This window comes from Komagataeibacter xylinus NBRC 15237 (assembly GCF_001571345.1).
Lineage (GTDB): Bacteria > Pseudomonadota > Alphaproteobacteria > Acetobacterales > Acetobacteraceae > Komagataeibacter > Komagataeibacter xylinus.
This window is the reverse complement of sequence record NZ_BCTP01000005.1, coordinates 15,079-29,821: the sequence shown is the minus strand read 5'-3', so window position 1 is coordinate 29,821 and position 14,743 is coordinate 15,079. Positions and strand designations below refer to the sequence as shown.

The window sequence follows — 14,743 nt, the reverse complement described above, 5'->3', positions numbered from 1 at the left end:
TCTTTCCTGTGCTTGTGCAGGGATCAGCCTGCGCTCAGACATGTGTGTCGGGATATGCTTCGGGTGTAAGGATGCGCTGCACGATCTCGGGCCAGCCGTGGGCCTCGAGTTCGATCACATCCGATGAATGCAGGGCATCATTGATGGCCTGGCCGATCGAATGCGCATCGCCCGGTCGGTAGCCATACCGGCCGGGCGTGTCATTGAGCGCAAAATCGGGGCAGACGGCAGGAATGCCGAACAGCGCGAACTGCCGCAGCTTGAGCGATGTATCGAGCAGGTAGCGCGGCGTGTTGGCATCACGGTAAGGCGCCACGCCAAAAGCCGCGTGCTGGAGATAGGACAGCGTGCGCTCGAACGCCATCTCGGGGTGAATGATGATGTTGGGCGCATCCAGCCCTTCGGTTGCGCGCCCCGCGCCGATGATGTGAAAATCGATATCGGGCCGCAGCCTCGCCGCAATCTGGAAAAATGTTTTATCAAACAGCATCGAGCCGATCGAAACACAGCTTATGCGGCCGGGCGTGTAGGGATCGGGATAGGTTTTATCGGCAATGCTGCGATCAATGCCATGCGGCGCAAACACCGCTGAACGCGCATGGGGCAGGCGCTCAAGCAGATAGCGCGAGGGCATGCGCACGGTGTCGATCATATCGAAATTACGCACGAAATCATTCTTGATGGTATCCGCACAGCCCACGACCTCCAGGTCATCGGACATCAGGTAGATAATGCGCGCGGTGGGATTAAGTTTCCTGACATCGCGGATAAATACTGGCGCCATGCCCGATTCAATAAAAACCGTATCGGCGCGGCGTATCCACCGGCGCGCAATGGCGGGCAACATCTGCCGGTAAAGCCAGAACAGACCGCGCTCAAGGGGTGCAAGCGCCTTTTTGCGCATGTTGAAGGGGTGCCACTTCATGCGCCACAGGTAGCATTCCACGCCATCGACCGTTTCCACCCTGTTGGCGCGGGGGGCAAGGTTGGCGCGCGTATCGCCGCGCCGCAGCGACAGGTCGCTCAACCCGATGGACAGGAAGGCCGTTGGCCCGCGACGCGCCATTTCCGCTGCGATGAAATGAATACTTGCCTTGCGCAGACTACGAAAATCATGAACGGAAATGAACAGCGACCGTGTCATGGAAGGGTGTACTCCTGCCTTGCAACCATTCTTCATGCTCCTGCACGCGCAACGACAGGCAGGCCCGCCGGTTCATTGTGGTGGCGTGAACATATGCGAGAGCACCAGCGGCCCTTTTCACGCAGGCGCCAAATCCACCCGCACATTGCGGCAGGATCATGACATGATCGTGCCTTGAAAAAGGCGTTTGGACAAAGAATTGTGTAGGGATATTTCTTGTGTTTTCTACATTTATAGTCTGATACGCTGTGCCCGCCATAGCAGAATCACTGTATTGCCTTGATCACACCATGCCGCGCATGCACCGGGGGAACCGACAATGTCGTCTGTGACAGAAACTTCGGGAACGGAACGACATTACCTGCACCAACTGACCTCCCTGCGCGGCATTGCGTGCCTGGTGGTGCTGTTTGGCCATGCCATACAGGTCTTCCGTTACCACAGCCCGCAGCGCGCGCCGGTGCAGGGTGGCGTGCATGACCTCATTACCTACGCCTTCAATGCGGAGGCGGCGGTGGTGCTGTTTTTCGTGCTCAGCGGGTGCGTGCTTTCGCTGTCGCTGCGCAAATACGCGCATATGACGCCGCGCATCGTGGGCAGCTTTTACATCAAGCGTATTTTCCGCATCTATCCGCTGCTGTGGTTTTCCATCGGGCTTGCCGTGCTGAGCATGGTGGTGGCGCGCGGGCTGGTGCCTGATGGCGTGTTCGTGGGCTGGCTTTCACGCAACCTGCACACGCCGGTGTCGATGCGCAACACCATCGCCTCGCTTGCAGGGGTGTTCACCCGCTATAACGGCCCGATGTGGTCGCTACGGGTCGAGCTCATGTACTCGGTCGTGTTCCCGCTCCTGTTCGTGCTGATGCGCGGGCGCACGGCGCGGGTGGTGACGCTGCTGGCGCTTGCGGCCATCGCGCTGCTGCCGGTGCCGCACGAGGTGGGCACGGTGTTTGCCCTGTCGTTTGGCCTTGGCGCGCTGATCCCGCTGCTGCCGGGCACGCTGGGCAGACACCACGGATGGTATGCGCTGGCGGCCCTCGTGGTGCTGCTATACGACCGTTACGCGCTGGCGGGCCTGCACCTGCCCGAGCGCATTGCCGACATGATCGAAACCCTGGCCGCCTTTGTCGTGATCCGCGACCTGTATGCATCGGGGCGGCAGTACCGCATCCTGCTCAGCAGGCCGGTCATCGTGGTGGGGGAACTGTCCTATGGCATCTACCTCATGCACCTGCCGGTCATGCTGATCGTGTTCACGCTCGCGGGCCACCGCATGGGCACGGCAACGCTGCTGGCCCACCCGTCGCTGACCCAGTTTACGCTGGGTATCGTGACCGCCGTGCTGACCACGGCGCTGGCCGGGCTGACCTACCGCGTGCTTGAACTGCCGCTGCACAATATCGGGCGCAGGCTGGGCCGCGCCATGCTCGATGTCGCACCCGCCCGCCCCCTCCCCTCCACGCAGGATGCGGATACCCATGCCTCAAGGATCTGATACCTTTTCTTTCCTGCCTGCCAGCGCGCCTGCCTTCCGGGTGGCGCCCCGCGTCAGTGCGCACGCGCCCGCCCTGTCGCGGGCCGATGGCATATCGTGGCTGGTGGTGGCGGGAGCGGTGTTCAACCTGGCGCTATGCTTCATCAACACCCGGCATGTCGTCACCGTGCATAATTCGGAAATCGTGCTGTGCGAGCTGTTCATCATTTTTCTCGCCTTCCTTGAGGTGCGCAACACCATCTCGCCCGCCGTCGTGCGCATAACCGGGGTGATGGTGTGTTTCGAGGTGGGGGCGAAGCTCATCAATCCTGGCCTGGACATGAAGATTTTGCATGATCTGGCCATTGCCTATGTCTTCTACCAGCTTGGCACGCGCTCCACCCCGCGCGCGGGCGAACGGACGATCTGGGTGATGATGGCGATCATTTTGTTCATCGGGTTTTTCGAGCTGATGTTCACCAACCTGTTCGGCATGGTGTTCGATGTCTGGACCTATTACGTGAACAAAGGCGTCATCGCCAGCACCACGGTCAATTACAGCAACACCAACCTCTTCATCAGCGGCAATCGCGGGGCTGCGGCCTCGCGCACGTTCTTCCAGTCCATATTCGGCTCGCATCGCGTATCCTCCATCTTCCTCGAGCCGGATTCACTGGGCAATTTCTCGGCCATCGGGTTTGCGTGGTGCCTGAGCACCCATCTCGGCTCGCGGCTGCGCCATGCGTGCCTGTTCTTCCTGTCGGCCCTGTGCTTCGTGCTGGCGGATTCCCGCTTCGCCTCGGGCTGCACGGTGGCGATGGTGCTGTTGCGGCTGACCCCGCTTTACCGCTCGCGCTTCGTGGTGTTCGCCATGCCGGTGGCGGTGATGCTGGGCCTGATGATCCAGGGCGCCAACCACGAGATGCCGGGCATCCTGCCTTCCATCATCGGCGATAACTTCTCGGGCCGCCTGCTGTTTTCAGGCCGGCTGCTTGATTACTGGAACCTGCCGCAATGGTTCGCGCTGGCCCCCTCGCAGGTCTATACGGCGGATACGGGCTATGCCTACATCATCAACAACCTCGGCCTGCCGCTGACCCTGTTCCTGCTGGCGCTGTTCACCATGCACCCTGCCCGCACCGAAGCCGCCGTGTCGATAAAGGCGATGATCTCGCTCTATTTCTCGACCTCGCTGTGCATCGGGGCCTCGGTCTTCACCATCAAGACAGCAGCGCTGCTGTGGTTCCTTTACGGCACGACCAACAGCGTAGCGCCCGTGGCCGATACGGTACGCCAGGTGCCCGAGCGCCTGAAATCCTTTCGCTTCAACCGCTTCTCCCCTTCAGCGGAGCATGTGACATGATCGCTTTCCCCTCTTCCCTGCGCTGGCCTGCATGGGCCATGGGCTGCATCGCGGGAGCCGGGCTTGCAATGGCCTCCCCTGCGACGGCCCAGACCTATCGGGGCGTGAACCTTGCGGGGGCGGCCTATTCCTCCAACAAGCTGCCGGGACGCTACGGGTATGACTATCTCTACCCCAAACCGGCGGAGGTGGATTACTTCACGCAGGCAGGCATGAACACGTTCCGCCTGTCGGTGCTGTGGGAGCGGCTGCAACCCACGCTGAGCGGCCCGCTTGATGAAAAGGAACTCCAGCGCGTCAGCCAGTTCATTGCCTATGCGCAGGCCCACAATGCCTCAACCGTGCTCGACATCCACAATTACGGGCGCTACCGGGGGCAGGAAGTGGGCGCGCCCGGCGTGCCTGACGCCGCCTTCGCCGATCTGTGGGCGCGGCTGGCGCAGGCTTTTGGCAACAATACGCATGTGCTGTTCGGCCTGATGAACGAGCCGCAGCAGCATGACGCCGATGCCTGGAAAGGCGCCGTGCAGGCCGCGATTGACGCCATACGCAAGGCAGGCGGCCACAACCTGATTCTGGTGCCCGGCATTGGCTGGGATGGCGCGCACAGCTTTACCAAGCTCAACGGTCCCGCCCTGAGCCAGCTCCATGACCCCGATAACAAGCTGATTTATGAAGTGCATGAGTATTTTGATACCGATGCCTCGGGCACGAAGCCGGACTGCATCACCGCTGACAAGGCGGTTGAGCGCCTGCGCGGATTTACCGACTGGCTGCACGCCAACCATGCCCGCGGCTTTCTGGGTGAGTTCGGGGTCAGCCGCCAGCCCGAATGCGTGAAGCTGCTCGCCCCCGTCCTGTCGCACCTGCGCGACAACGCCGATGTATGGGCCGGATGGACCTATTGGGCGGCTGGTCCGCTGTGGGGCAACTATATGTTTACCCTTGAGCCCGACCATGGTGCCGACCGCCCGCAGATGACAGCCATCAGGCCCTTTCTTGCGGACGGCACGCACTGACCATTTATTGCAACGGCCATAACCGGAATTTCAGGAGCCCTTTCATGGATATAAAGACCTTCAACATCGCGGGCATGATGCTGATCACCCCGCCGCGCTTTGGCGATGAGCGCGGTTATTTTTCTGAAACCTTTAATGCGACGCGCATGAAGGAAGCTGGCCTTACCGCTGCTTTCGTTCAGGATAACCACAGCCTGTCGCGCCAGCGCGGGGTGGTGCGCGGGCTGCACTGCCAGTTGCCGCCGCATGCGCAGGGCAAGCTGGTGCGCTGCACGCGTGGCAGCATATGGGATGTGGGGGTGGACATCCGCACCGGCTCGCCCACCTTTGGCCAGTGGGTGGGTGTGACCCTGTCGGAGGAAAATGGCTCACAGCTCTGGATTCCGCCCGGCTTCCTGCACGGCTTCTGCACGCTGAGCGAAAATGCCGAAGTGCAGTACAAATGCACAGACCTGTGGAACCGCGAATGCGAACGCTCCGTGCGGTGGGATGACCCGCTGCTCAACATCGAATGGCCGGTGGCCCCCGGCGCCGCCATCCTGTCTGCCAAGGATGCGGCGGCGGAAGCGTTCTCCAACGTCGATAACTGGTTTCAGGTCTGAACGCCCCTCACCTGCCCTTTTCCTCCCGTAAGAAGAACATGCTCACAATGCAGAAATCGATCCTGGTCACCGGTGGTAGCGGCCAGCTTGCCAGCGCCCTTGCCGCCCAAGGCAATGTAAAACGGACGGGCCGCCCCGGTTTTGATTTTGAACGGCCTGACACGATTGATGCCGCCTTCCGCGCGGCAACCCCCTCCATTGTTGTCAACGCCGCCGCCTGGACCGCCGTTGACGCCGCCGAGACCCATGAGGCGGAAGCCGAACGCGCCAATAATACTGGCCCTGCCCATCTGGCCGCCTTGTGCCATGAACGGGGCATTCCCTTCATCCACATCTCGACCGACTACGTTTTCAGCGGCGACAAGGGCAGCCCCTATCTCGAGACCGACCCGGTCGACCCGCGCTCGGTCTATGGCCGCACCAAGGCGGAAGGCGAGCAGGCCGTGCTCGCGGCCCACCCCGGCAGCATCATCCTGCGCACGGCCTGGGTCTATTCGCCCTATAACCGTAATTTCGTGCGCACCATGGTCAATGCCGCCGCCCAGCGCCCGGTGCTGCGCGTGGTGAGCGACCAGATCGGCAACCCGACCAGCGCCGACCAGCTGGCCGATGTCATTTTCAGGATCATCGCCCGCATTGAGGAAAACGGCTGGAAAGCTGAATATGGCGGTATTTTCCATGCCGTGGGCGAAGGGGCTGCAAGCTGGTACGAACTGGCCCGCACCGCCATTACGGCTGCCGCCCGCCGTGGCAACCCGCTGCCCGAGATCGAGCCGATCACCACGGCGGACTGGCCCACACCGGCCCGCAGGCCACCCGATGCAAGGCTGGACTGCACGCGCCTCAAACAGGTCTTTGGCTGCGCCCCCGGCCCGTGGGCACCGGAGGTGGACCGGGTTGTGGGCGAGATCATGAAGCAGGGATAACAGTTTTGGGGTGCCACCTTTTTCCAGAAAGGTGGCATTCTTCGAAGCTTTTGGAAAAAGCTTCACCAAAAACTTCCTTATGATTTCGGAATTTTTTCTGAGCTAAACTTTCAAACAGTCTCTTATAAAAGATCGCCTTTTTTCAAAAAGACGACACCCGGAAAATTCTTATATATTCAGGAAAAACTACAGGCCACCACGGGCTATATGCAGCCTCTGGGCCGCACGCGTGCAGGCCGCGCGATAAAGCTGCCTGCGTGAAACCATACCGGGAAAGCGCCTGAGTTCGCGCCGCAAATGGCTACCGGGCATGAAATAATGCCGCACGAAATGCGTCTGCCGCAGCAGGCTGGCAACATAGCGCTTCTGGTCCAGAACCGGGTGCAAGAACGTATGCCCGCCCGCAGGCAGCACCAGATCAGCCTCGAGAATGGGCGGGAACCACGTATAGCGCGAGACATCGCCATACCGGCCAAGCGGCACGAAATTAAATCCGGCCTTTTCTATTTCCGATGCCACGAAGGCCTCGCCAAGCGGCCAGAATTTGAGCCCCTCACCCGGCGCCGACATGGCGCGCCGCCGCGCGGCAAGATGCACGAGTGCACGGCGGGAAAAAAAGGAAATACAGTTAAGGGAAGCACGCAACTGCCCATCAGGATAGATCCCGGTATGAAACGCCGTCCAGTACCATGACAGGTCAGCCGTAATCGGGTGGGCCACGAAATCAGCCTCATCGGCAATCATGTCAGCGAGCAGGCGGTTGCCGTTGCCCCCAATGCAGGCGTCGTATTCAACAAACAGATAATACGCATAACCGGGAATGCAGGCCTGGACCTGATAGTGGGTGTAGTCGGCATTCCACCACAACAGGCTGCCTTTTTCAAAACGGTTGGCAAACCCTGCTTCCACCATATCGGCATTGCAGGTGCGCAACACGTTGGGGTGGGGAATATTGCCTGCAAAGCCGTTTGTCTCATCAATGGAAATGAAGATGTCCGTATCGGGAAAAGTGGCCTGCAGGCGCTGCAACTGGCGCTGCACGAAACTGTCCCAAGCATAGGTTTTCAGTACAATAGCGCATGTTCGTGCAGCATTCATGTCGGTCGCGTTCCCTGGTTCATTGGCATTATGACCTAAATTGACCGAAGGATATTTTGGTTTTTCCGTTTTTTATGAATATATCCTATAGGGAAAAACACTGGCCATTTTTTTTCGGTGCATGAATTTTTATTTTCTCTTTCATTTATCGTATACTTACACCGCACATGCGATCACTTAAACGTGTGGTAAACAATATGCCTCTGTGCGCGTTAAAAATGTACATGTTATGTAATTTTACAGGCGCTCTGGGGACAGATGGCATCCGGGCGCTGCAATCAGGGCAATACTTGCGCTACTCACCGAATTCAGTGAATCGGAATGTAAAAAATGACAGAAATGTCGCTCCCGGAAATATCGTTCATCCGTTCCAACATTCCGAAGATCAGCCAGTTATCCGAGAGCGTCATCGCCCTGGAAAACTCGGGCATCTATACCAATTATGGCCCGATCAACCAGAAGTTCGAAAAACGCCTCGTCGAGCAGATGTTCGGTGGCGTGGGCCAGTGCGTGACGGTGTGCAACGCTACCATCGGCCTCATGATGGCGCTCAAATACGCAACACGCCACACCAGCCCTGAGCGACAGCGCTATATCATCATGCCATCCTTCACATTTGCCGCGGCAGCGCATGCCGTGCTGTGGGCGGGCTTCGTGCCGCTTTTGTGTGATATCGACCCTGATGACTGGATGGCATCGCATGATGCGGAACAGGCGCTCCTGCACCAGTACAAAAACCAGATTGCCGCAATATTTCCCTACGCCACCTTCGGTAATGTAACCGACATGGCATACTATACGGACCTTGAAAGGCGCACCGGCATTCCCGTGGTGATTGATGCCGCAGCCTCACTTGGCGCGCGCGACGGGCAAGGCCATGGCTTTGGCCAGGGCTCGCCGCATGCCATTATCTGTTCATTGCACGCAACAAAAACAATGGGCATTGGCGAAGGCGGTTTCATCTACGCCAATAATCCCGAGATGATCGACGCCCTGCGGGCCATGGGCAATTTCGGTTTTGGCCAGGTCCGCCATGCCACCATGCCCGGCCTCAATTCCAAGCTGCCTGAAATCGGTGCGCTGCTGGCCCTGTCGGGGCTGGAGCAGCTTGATGCCGTGGTCGAGAAAAAATGCAGCATAGAACGACTGTATTACGACCTGCTGCCCGAGTTCACGTTCCAGCGCCAGCGCGGCACGCGCACCGCCTATCAGTTCCTGCCCGTGCGCCTGCCCGCGCAGTACGCCCCGCACCGCCGCGCGATACTGGAACGCATGAAGCAAAAGCGCATTGGCACCTCCACCTATTTTTCGCCCCATCTGCATGAGCAGAGCTATTTCGCCGCCAATAGTGTGGCGGGTGACCTGAGTGCGACTGAAGCCCTGGCCTCATCCATCGTGTCGCTGCCGCTATGGCATGAAATGACCCCTGAAATGGTGCATTACGTGTGCCGCGAATTCAGGGCTGCCTGCCATGCCCAGATAGCCTGAGCCCCCGTCGTTCCCTCCAACCACGGATAACGGACCCATGCCTCATGTCCACCCACGCGACAACGCCCATCCTCATTGCTGGCGGCGGCCCCGCGGGCATCGCCATCCTGCTTGCCGCCTCGCGCATCGGCCAGTTGCCCCACCTCCTTGATGCAGGCGTGACCCTGGTTGAACAGGGCAGCACGATCGGCTCCGGCATGCTGGGGCGCTATGTCATCAATTCCGACAGTGCTGCCGAAACCTTTGTCGATGCGATTACAGCCAACCCCGTGCCGGAACTGGCCCGCCTGACCCACCACCCCCTGGTGGAAATGATCCGCAGCCAGGGCAGGCAGCCCCTGCCGCTGCGCATCGTGGCGGATTTTCTTGATGTGGTGGGCCATGTGCTGACCGAACTCATCGCAGCCCATCCCGCCTCCCGCCTGCTCACCGGCTGGCGGCTTGAAACCCTGACCCGCCAGGACGATGGCGGCTGGCTGGCCGATCTTGCCACAACCCGCGGGGCACACAGCCAGCAGGTTGTTGCGGGCAAGGTGGTTCTGGCCCTTGGTGCCTGCCAGCCCCAGGCGCGCCTGTATACCGAGAACGTGGCCGGCCGCCCCCTGCTGCCGCGTTACAAAGGGCGTATCGTGCAATCCGATGCCCTGCTGGCCCCCGAAGGCATGCACACGCTGCGCGCCATGCTGGCGGGATGCGAAAAACCCAGGATCACCATCATTGGCGGCGCCAGCAGCGCCCTGTCATCGGCCAATGTCATCTTGCGCGACATGGGCGAGCGCATCGCCCCGGGGCACCTCACACTTCTGCACCAGTCCCGGCTCAAGCTGTTCTACCGCACGGCGGAGGAAGCAAAAGCCGACGGCTATGCCGATTTCAACGATGGCGACATTTGTCCGGTCAGCCAGTTCGTGCATCGCTTTGGTGGCCTGCGTTATGATTCGCGCACCCTGGCCATGCGCCTGCTCGGCATTGCAGGCGCAGCACCCGAGCCGCGCCTGCACGCACTGCAAATGACACCGGATAATACAGCGCGAATACAGCACATTCTGGATCATTCCGATGCCATCATCGCCTGCCTCGGTTACAGCCCGCGCCGCGTGCGCGTGCACAACACCAGCGGGCAGCCTGTCGCCCTTGCGGTAGATGAACCCCACGGTGCCCTGACCGGGCCGAACTGTGGCGTTCTCGATCAGGCAGGGCACGAAATTCCCGGTCTGTTTGGCATTGGCCTGGCCTCGGGCTTCAGGCCATCGGGGGCCATGGGGGGGGAAGCCAGCTTCCGCGGGCAGGTCAACAGCCTGTGGCTGTGGCAGAACGCCATTGGCGAGCGGATCCTGACGCAAATCCTGCCCTTCTCGGCCCGTGCGCGTTCATCGCCCATTCCTGCACGTCCGTTCGACCTCGCGCGTGGGCATGTGCATCTTTAAAATAAAAGCTTCAAAAGACGTCGCCTTTTTGAAAAAAGGCGACACCAAAAAACTTCTATACTTCAGGTTCAGCGCAACCGGTCGAAAGCACCCGCCTTGAGCGCGGTCTCGATTTCCTCAAGCGAGCGCCCCCGGGTTTCGGGCACGTAACGCCAGATGAACACAAAGGCCAGCACGTTCAGCCCGGCATACATCCAGAACGTGCCCGCAGCACCCAGCGCCTGCACCAAAGAGAGCGTGGTAAGCGAGATCAGCAGGTCCGCCGTCCAGTGGGTCGCGGCCACAAGGCTCATGCCCTTGCTGCGGCATGAAAGCGGATAGACCTCAGCACCCACCAGCCAGATCGCCACCGACAGGCTGCCTACGTTGAAAATGGCGTAACAGACCACCGCCGCCGCCGTGATCCATGTATTGATTCCATGCGTCGCGCCTTGCGCAAACATTGCGCCCAGCACCATGAGCGAGACGGCAGCGCCGGGCACCAGCCGCAGCAGCAGTTTGCGCCGCCCCCACGCATCGACCGCCCAACTGCCGAAAGCCGTGGAAATGACCATGGCCACGCCAATGGCGATCGAGGTCAGCAGCGCCGAACCCTCGCCAAACCCCACGCCTGCAAAAATGGTGGGCGCGTAATACAGCACCGCATTGATGCCGGTAATCTGGCAGAACAGCGCCACACCCACGGATGCCACGACCGCGGGCCGCACCCAGGGTTGCAGCAGGGCCGACCACGGGGCCTGCTCATCATGCATGGCCACGATGGCATCGAGTTCCGCGCGCGCGGCCACCGGGTCACGCCGCAGGCGCTGCAGCACGTCGAACGCGCTTTCCAGCTTGCCCTTCATGGCCAGCCAGCGCGGGCTGCGCGGCAGGAGCGACATGCCGCCGAGCAGGATCACCGCCGGAATGATCCCCAGCCCGAACATGAGCCGCCACGACTGCGCGCGGAACACATAGCCCACGATAAACGAGACCAGAATGCCGGTCACAACGGCAAGCTGGAACAGCACCACCATCTGGCCGCGTTTTTCACGCGGGGCAATTTCCGCGATATAGACCGGCACGATCTGCGAGCACATGCCCACGGCCAGCCCCAGGATGAAGCGCGCTGCAACCAGCACCCCCACGCCTGGCGCAAACGACGCCACCAGCGTGCCGACAATAAAGACAAGGGCTGCGAACATGATCATGTAGCGCCGCCCCAGCCGGTCCGATAGCGGGGCCGCCATCAGGCACCCCGCCAGCGCCCCGGCCACGATGGCCGAGGTCACCACCTGCTGTCCGAGCGTGCCCAAGGCAAAGGCCGGGGTAATCTGCAGCAGGGCGGCTGAAATGATGCCGGTGTCATACCCGAACAGAAGGCCGCCGGTCGCGGCCACGCCTGCAATCAGGTTGACAATGCCGGAGCCGGAAACCGTTTGACTGTGATGCGCCATTATTATGCGTTCTTTCAGCTGCGCCGGGTCAGGGCGGGGCGGCGGCGCGCCCGGGGTTATTGCATCGGTATCTTCACCACCAGCCAGGGGCGCTCTTCCATGTCGTGCCCATCATGGAACACGGGCAGCCGCCCCCACTGGCCCACGGTCAGCCACAGCGCGTTATCCTTGATGGTGAGGCCATCGGGCGCGATCAGGCGCGGGTCATGGGCCACGACCGAAAGCTGCCCGTCAGGCAGGCGGCGCAGTACGGCGTGGCGTTCGATATCGGTCAGGTAGAGGGAATTGTCCGGTCCGGTCGCCATGCCATCCACTACGGCGTCCTCCCCTTCATCGCGCACGGCGTGTTCAAGCTGCGCGGGCTTGGTGGCAGGGTTGGCCAGGAGCGCGGTGGGCGCGCTGTACAGCCTGCGGCTGGACAGGGGCTGCCAGTACAGCGTGCTGGAATCCGTGCTCAGCGTAACACCATCGATCCCGCCCTGCCCCATGGCCGGATGCACCATGTCATAACGCAGCATTTTGCCATCGAGTTCCATGGCAAACCCGGTCTCGGCACGGACGGAGGGCGCGTTTTCAAGCACGCGGCGGGCATGGCCGGTGGCAATATCGACCACGATGATGGCCGGGTGATCCATCTGCGAGGTATCGCTGATGAAGGCGGTGCCCTTCTCGCCATGCGTCAGGTCCACGCGCACGTCGTTGACGTGGCTGTCCGTGCGCGTGGCGCCGGCGTCCGGGCCGAGCGCGATGGTGGCGATGATCTGGCCGCTCCTGGGATCCAGCCCGATCAGCGCCGGGGTGGCGGGCGCTGCCTGCCCGGCCACGGTGCCTTCATCCACGATCCACAGGTGGCCCGCTGTATCCACCGTCATGCCAAGGGGAGAAATGAAACGCGCCTGTGTCGCCTCATCAGGGAAAGCGACGGCCTTGCCCTTGACCAACTGGCCAAGGCGCGGCCCCTTGTGGTCAGCCGCACTGCGGGGGAAGGCAATGACCAGCCGCCCATCGGGCAGGGCTGCAATGCCGGAGGGCTGCATGTCGGCAAACCGGGCCACCACGGTTATGTTGCCACTCGGCGCAGCACCATGGTCCACGCTATCCCTGGCATGGGCGCCAAGGGGTGCGAGAAGGGCCAGCAGCGCAGCCCCGCAGGCATAATGGTGGAAAAGGCGGGAGAACAGGCGTGTTTTCATCAAACTCTATCCATTTCCTTATTCTTGCCCGACATGCCTAACATGATCGCCATACGGTCATAACCATCTTTTTCCACACCCTGCCCCGCCTTTACTTTCAGGCGGGGCATGCGGCCATCGCCCCGCGCAGGGCGGGATAGAGCGCGCGGTAGCGGGCCAGCGGGGCTGCGTAGGCCTGGGCCATGCCCGCATCGGGCACGAGCGTCTCTTCACGCTGCGGCGGCTGGCATACTGCGCTGACCGCCTCATCCGTTACAGCAATTCGGGCCAGACGCGCCGCGCCAAAGGCCCCGCCCTGCGCCCCATGCGCCAGGCGGTGCAGCGCAAGGCCGGTAACATTGGCAAGGATCGAGACCCACAGGCGGCTGTGCGAGCCACCGCCAATCACATCCGCATCGTGCAGCTCGGACCCCGCATCGGCCAGCGCATCGACCACATCGCGAAACGAGAAGGCAACGCCTTCAAGCACGGCCTGCGTCATCTCTGCCCGCGTGGTGGCATCCGACAGCCCGGCAAACCCGCCACGGATCTGCCCGTCATTATGCGGCGTGCGCTCGCCCGACAGATAGGGGAGGAACATGACCGGCGAAGGCCGTGTGATCTCGGGCGGCAGTTCGGCCAGCAGGGCCGTTTCCGTCATGCCGGTAACGCGCGCCCACCACGCCAGCGAGGACGCGGCGGAAAGGGTAACCCCCATCTGGTGCCACGTAGCAGGCACGGCATGGCAGAAGGCATGGATGCCGCCCTGCGGGTGCGGGCGAAACCGGTCGGTCGTCACCCACAGCACGCCCGACGTGCCCAGCGACAGGAAGGACGACCCCGCCTGCACAGCCCCCAACCCCACGGCACCGGCGGCATTGTCGCCTGCGCCGCCTGCCAGCACGGGGCGGTCCTTCATGCCCCAGCGCCGGGCCAGATCGGCATGGAGCAGGCCCGCCCGCGCCGTGCCCTCGACCACTGCGGGCATGGCGTCACGGCCAAGGCCGGTTGCCGCCAGCGCCGCATCCGACCAGCACCGCCCCCCCACATCGAGCCACAGCGAACCGGCGGCATCCGACATGTCATCAATCATCTCGCCGGTCATGCGGTAGCGCAGCCAGGCCTTGGGCAGCAGCACGTGGCGGGTGGCGGCAAACACTTCAGGCTCATGTTCCGCCACCCAGATCAGCTTGAGCGCAGTAAAGCCGGGCATGGCGATATTGCCACACACCTGCCGGCTGTAGGGAAAACGGCGCTCGAATTCAGCGCATTGCGCAACGCTGCGCAGGTCATTCCATAAAATACACGGTCGCAGCACGCCGCCATCAGCGCCCAGCAGCACCGCACCGTGCTGCTGGCCCGACAGGCCAATGCCCACCACCTGCGCCATCTCGCGCGGGTTTGCCGCCGCCAACGCATCCATGGTGAGCAGCAGCGCCTCCCACCAGTCCTGCGGGGCCTGCTCGCTCCAGCCCGGCTGGGGGGATGTGACGCGCAGGGGGTGGGCATGGCTGGCAACAACCTGCTGCCGGTCATCGACCAGCACGGCCTTGAGAGATGATGTACCCAGATCCAGTCCGACAAACATTATTGT

At 61.8% G+C, this 14,743-nt stretch carries 12 protein-coding genes; 7 read left to right on the top strand and 5 right to left on the bottom strand.

The window, feature by feature from the left end:
* Positions 1-34 precede the first annotated feature (34 nt).
* Positions 35-1,144, bottom strand: coding sequence for a GumK N-terminal domain-containing glycosyltransferase (locus GXY01S_RS03235; protein ID WP_061271957.1), 1,110 nt, complete (start codon positions 1,142-1,144; stop codon positions 35-37).
* A gap of 319 nt (positions 1,145-1,463) precedes the next feature.
* Between GXY01S_RS03235 and GXY01S_RS03230 the strand changes: the two genes are divergently transcribed.
* Genes GXY01S_RS03230 through rfbD form a run of 5 tightly spaced genes read left to right on the top strand, consistent with a single transcriptional unit; the run spans position 1,464 to position 6,528 of the window.
* The gene (locus tag GXY01S_RS03230) at positions 1,464-2,639 is read left to right on the top strand and encodes an acyltransferase family protein (protein ID WP_061271956.1); all 1,176 of its coding nucleotides are present in this window, start codon (positions 1,464-1,466) and stop codon (positions 2,637-2,639) included.
* The gene (locus GXY01S_RS03225) at positions 2,623-3,981 is read left to right on the top strand and encodes a hypothetical protein (RefSeq protein ID WP_061271955.1); all 1,359 of its coding nucleotides are present in this window, start codon (positions 2,623-2,625) and stop codon (positions 3,979-3,981) included. Before GXY01S_RS03230 ends, GXY01S_RS03225 begins: the two co-directional genes overlap by 17 nt.
* A complete protein-coding gene (locus GXY01S_RS03220; RefSeq protein WP_061271954.1) occupies positions 3,978-5,000 on the top strand; it encodes a glycoside hydrolase family 5 protein in 1,023 nt (340 codons plus the stop codon). The genes GXY01S_RS03225 and GXY01S_RS03220 overlap by 4 nt, the downstream gene beginning before the upstream one ends.
* A 44-nt stretch (positions 5,001-5,044) precedes the next feature.
* Positions 5,045-5,602, top strand: coding sequence for a dTDP-4-dehydrorhamnose 3,5-epimerase (gene rfbC, locus GXY01S_RS03215; RefSeq protein ID WP_061271953.1), 558 nt, complete (start codon positions 5,045-5,047; stop codon positions 5,600-5,602).
* A gap of 47 nt (positions 5,603-5,649) precedes the next feature.
* Entirely contained in the window at positions 5,650-6,528 is an 879-nt protein-coding gene (gene rfbD, locus GXY01S_RS03210) for a dTDP-4-dehydrorhamnose reductase (RefSeq protein WP_061271952.1), read from the top strand.
* Positions 6,529-6,714: 186 nt separating this feature from the next.
* Here the strand turns inward: rfbD and GXY01S_RS03205 are convergent, their stop codons facing one another.
* Entirely contained in the window at positions 6,715-7,626 is a 912-nt protein-coding gene (locus tag GXY01S_RS03205; RefSeq protein ID WP_242501244.1) for a hypothetical protein, read from the bottom strand.
* A 330-nt stretch (positions 7,627-7,956) separates the two neighbouring features.
* On the opposite strand from GXY01S_RS03205, the gene GXY01S_RS03200 reads away from it, so the two are divergent.
* Positions 7,957-9,114, top strand: coding sequence for a DegT/DnrJ/EryC1/StrS family aminotransferase (locus GXY01S_RS03200; protein WP_242501243.1), 1,158 nt, complete (start codon positions 7,957-7,959; stop codon positions 9,112-9,114).
* Between the two features lie 44 nt (positions 9,115-9,158).
* Positions 9,159-10,541, top strand: a complete 1,383-nt coding sequence (locus GXY01S_RS03195) for an FAD/NAD(P)-binding protein (protein ID WP_061271950.1) — start codon at positions 9,159-9,161, stop codon at positions 10,539-10,541.
* 68 nt (positions 10,542-10,609) lie between these two features.
* Here the strand turns inward: GXY01S_RS03195 and GXY01S_RS03190 are convergent, their stop codons facing one another.
* The 3 genes from GXY01S_RS03190 to xylB form a co-directional block, all read right to left on the bottom strand.
* Positions 10,610-11,977 (bottom strand): sugar porter family MFS transporter, encoded by a 1,368-nt coding sequence (locus GXY01S_RS03190; protein WP_061271949.1) that lies wholly within the window; start codon positions 11,975-11,977, stop codon positions 10,610-10,612.
* Between the two features lie 56 nt (positions 11,978-12,033).
* Positions 12,034-13,170, bottom strand: a complete 1,137-nt coding sequence (locus tag GXY01S_RS03185) for an L-dopachrome tautomerase-related protein (protein WP_061271948.1) — start codon at positions 13,168-13,170, stop codon at positions 12,034-12,036.
* Positions 13,171-13,267: 97 nt separating this feature from the next.
* Positions 13,268-14,737, bottom strand: coding sequence for a xylulokinase (gene xylB / locus GXY01S_RS03180; RefSeq protein ID WP_061271947.1), 1,470 nt, complete (start codon positions 14,735-14,737; stop codon positions 13,268-13,270).
* Between the last annotated feature and the right edge of the window lie 6 nt (positions 14,738-14,743).

Coding starts and splice junctions, on each gene's coding strand:
- GXY01S_RS03190 (WP_061271949.1), bottom strand. CDS start 11,977: ATGGCGCATCACAGTCAAACGGTTTCCGGCTCCGGCATTGTCAACCTG.
- GXY01S_RS03225 (WP_061271955.1), top strand. CDS start 2,623: ATGCCTCAAGGATCTGATACCTTTTCTTTCCTGCCTGCCAGCGCGCCT.
- GXY01S_RS03205 (WP_242501244.1), bottom strand. CDS start 7,626: ATGAATGCTGCACGAACATGCGCTATTGTACTGAAAACCTATGCTTGG.
- GXY01S_RS03235 (WP_061271957.1), bottom strand. CDS start 1,144: ATGACACGGTCGCTGTTCATTTCCGTTCATGATTTTCGTAGTCTGCGC.
- GXY01S_RS03195 (WP_061271950.1), top strand. CDS start 9,159: ATGTCCACCCACGCGACAACGCCCATCCTCATTGCTGGCGGCGGCCCC.
- GXY01S_RS03220 (WP_061271954.1), top strand. CDS start 3,978: ATGATCGCTTTCCCCTCTTCCCTGCGCTGGCCTGCATGGGCCATGGGC.
- xylB (WP_061271947.1), bottom strand. CDS start 14,737: ATGTTTGTCGGACTGGATCTGGGTACATCATCTCTCAAGGCCGTGCTG.
- rfbD (WP_061271952.1), top strand. CDS start 5,650: ATGCAGAAATCGATCCTGGTCACCGGTGGTAGCGGCCAGCTTGCCAGC.
- GXY01S_RS03185 (WP_061271948.1), bottom strand. CDS start 13,170: ATGAAAACACGCCTGTTCTCCCGCCTTTTCCACCATTATGCCTGCGGG.
- rfbC (WP_061271953.1), top strand. CDS start 5,045: ATGGATATAAAGACCTTCAACATCGCGGGCATGATGCTGATCACCCCG.
- GXY01S_RS03200 (WP_242501243.1), top strand. CDS start 7,957: ATGACAGAAATGTCGCTCCCGGAAATATCGTTCATCCGTTCCAACATT.
- GXY01S_RS03230 (WP_061271956.1), top strand. CDS start 1,464: ATGTCGTCTGTGACAGAAACTTCGGGAACGGAACGACATTACCTGCAC.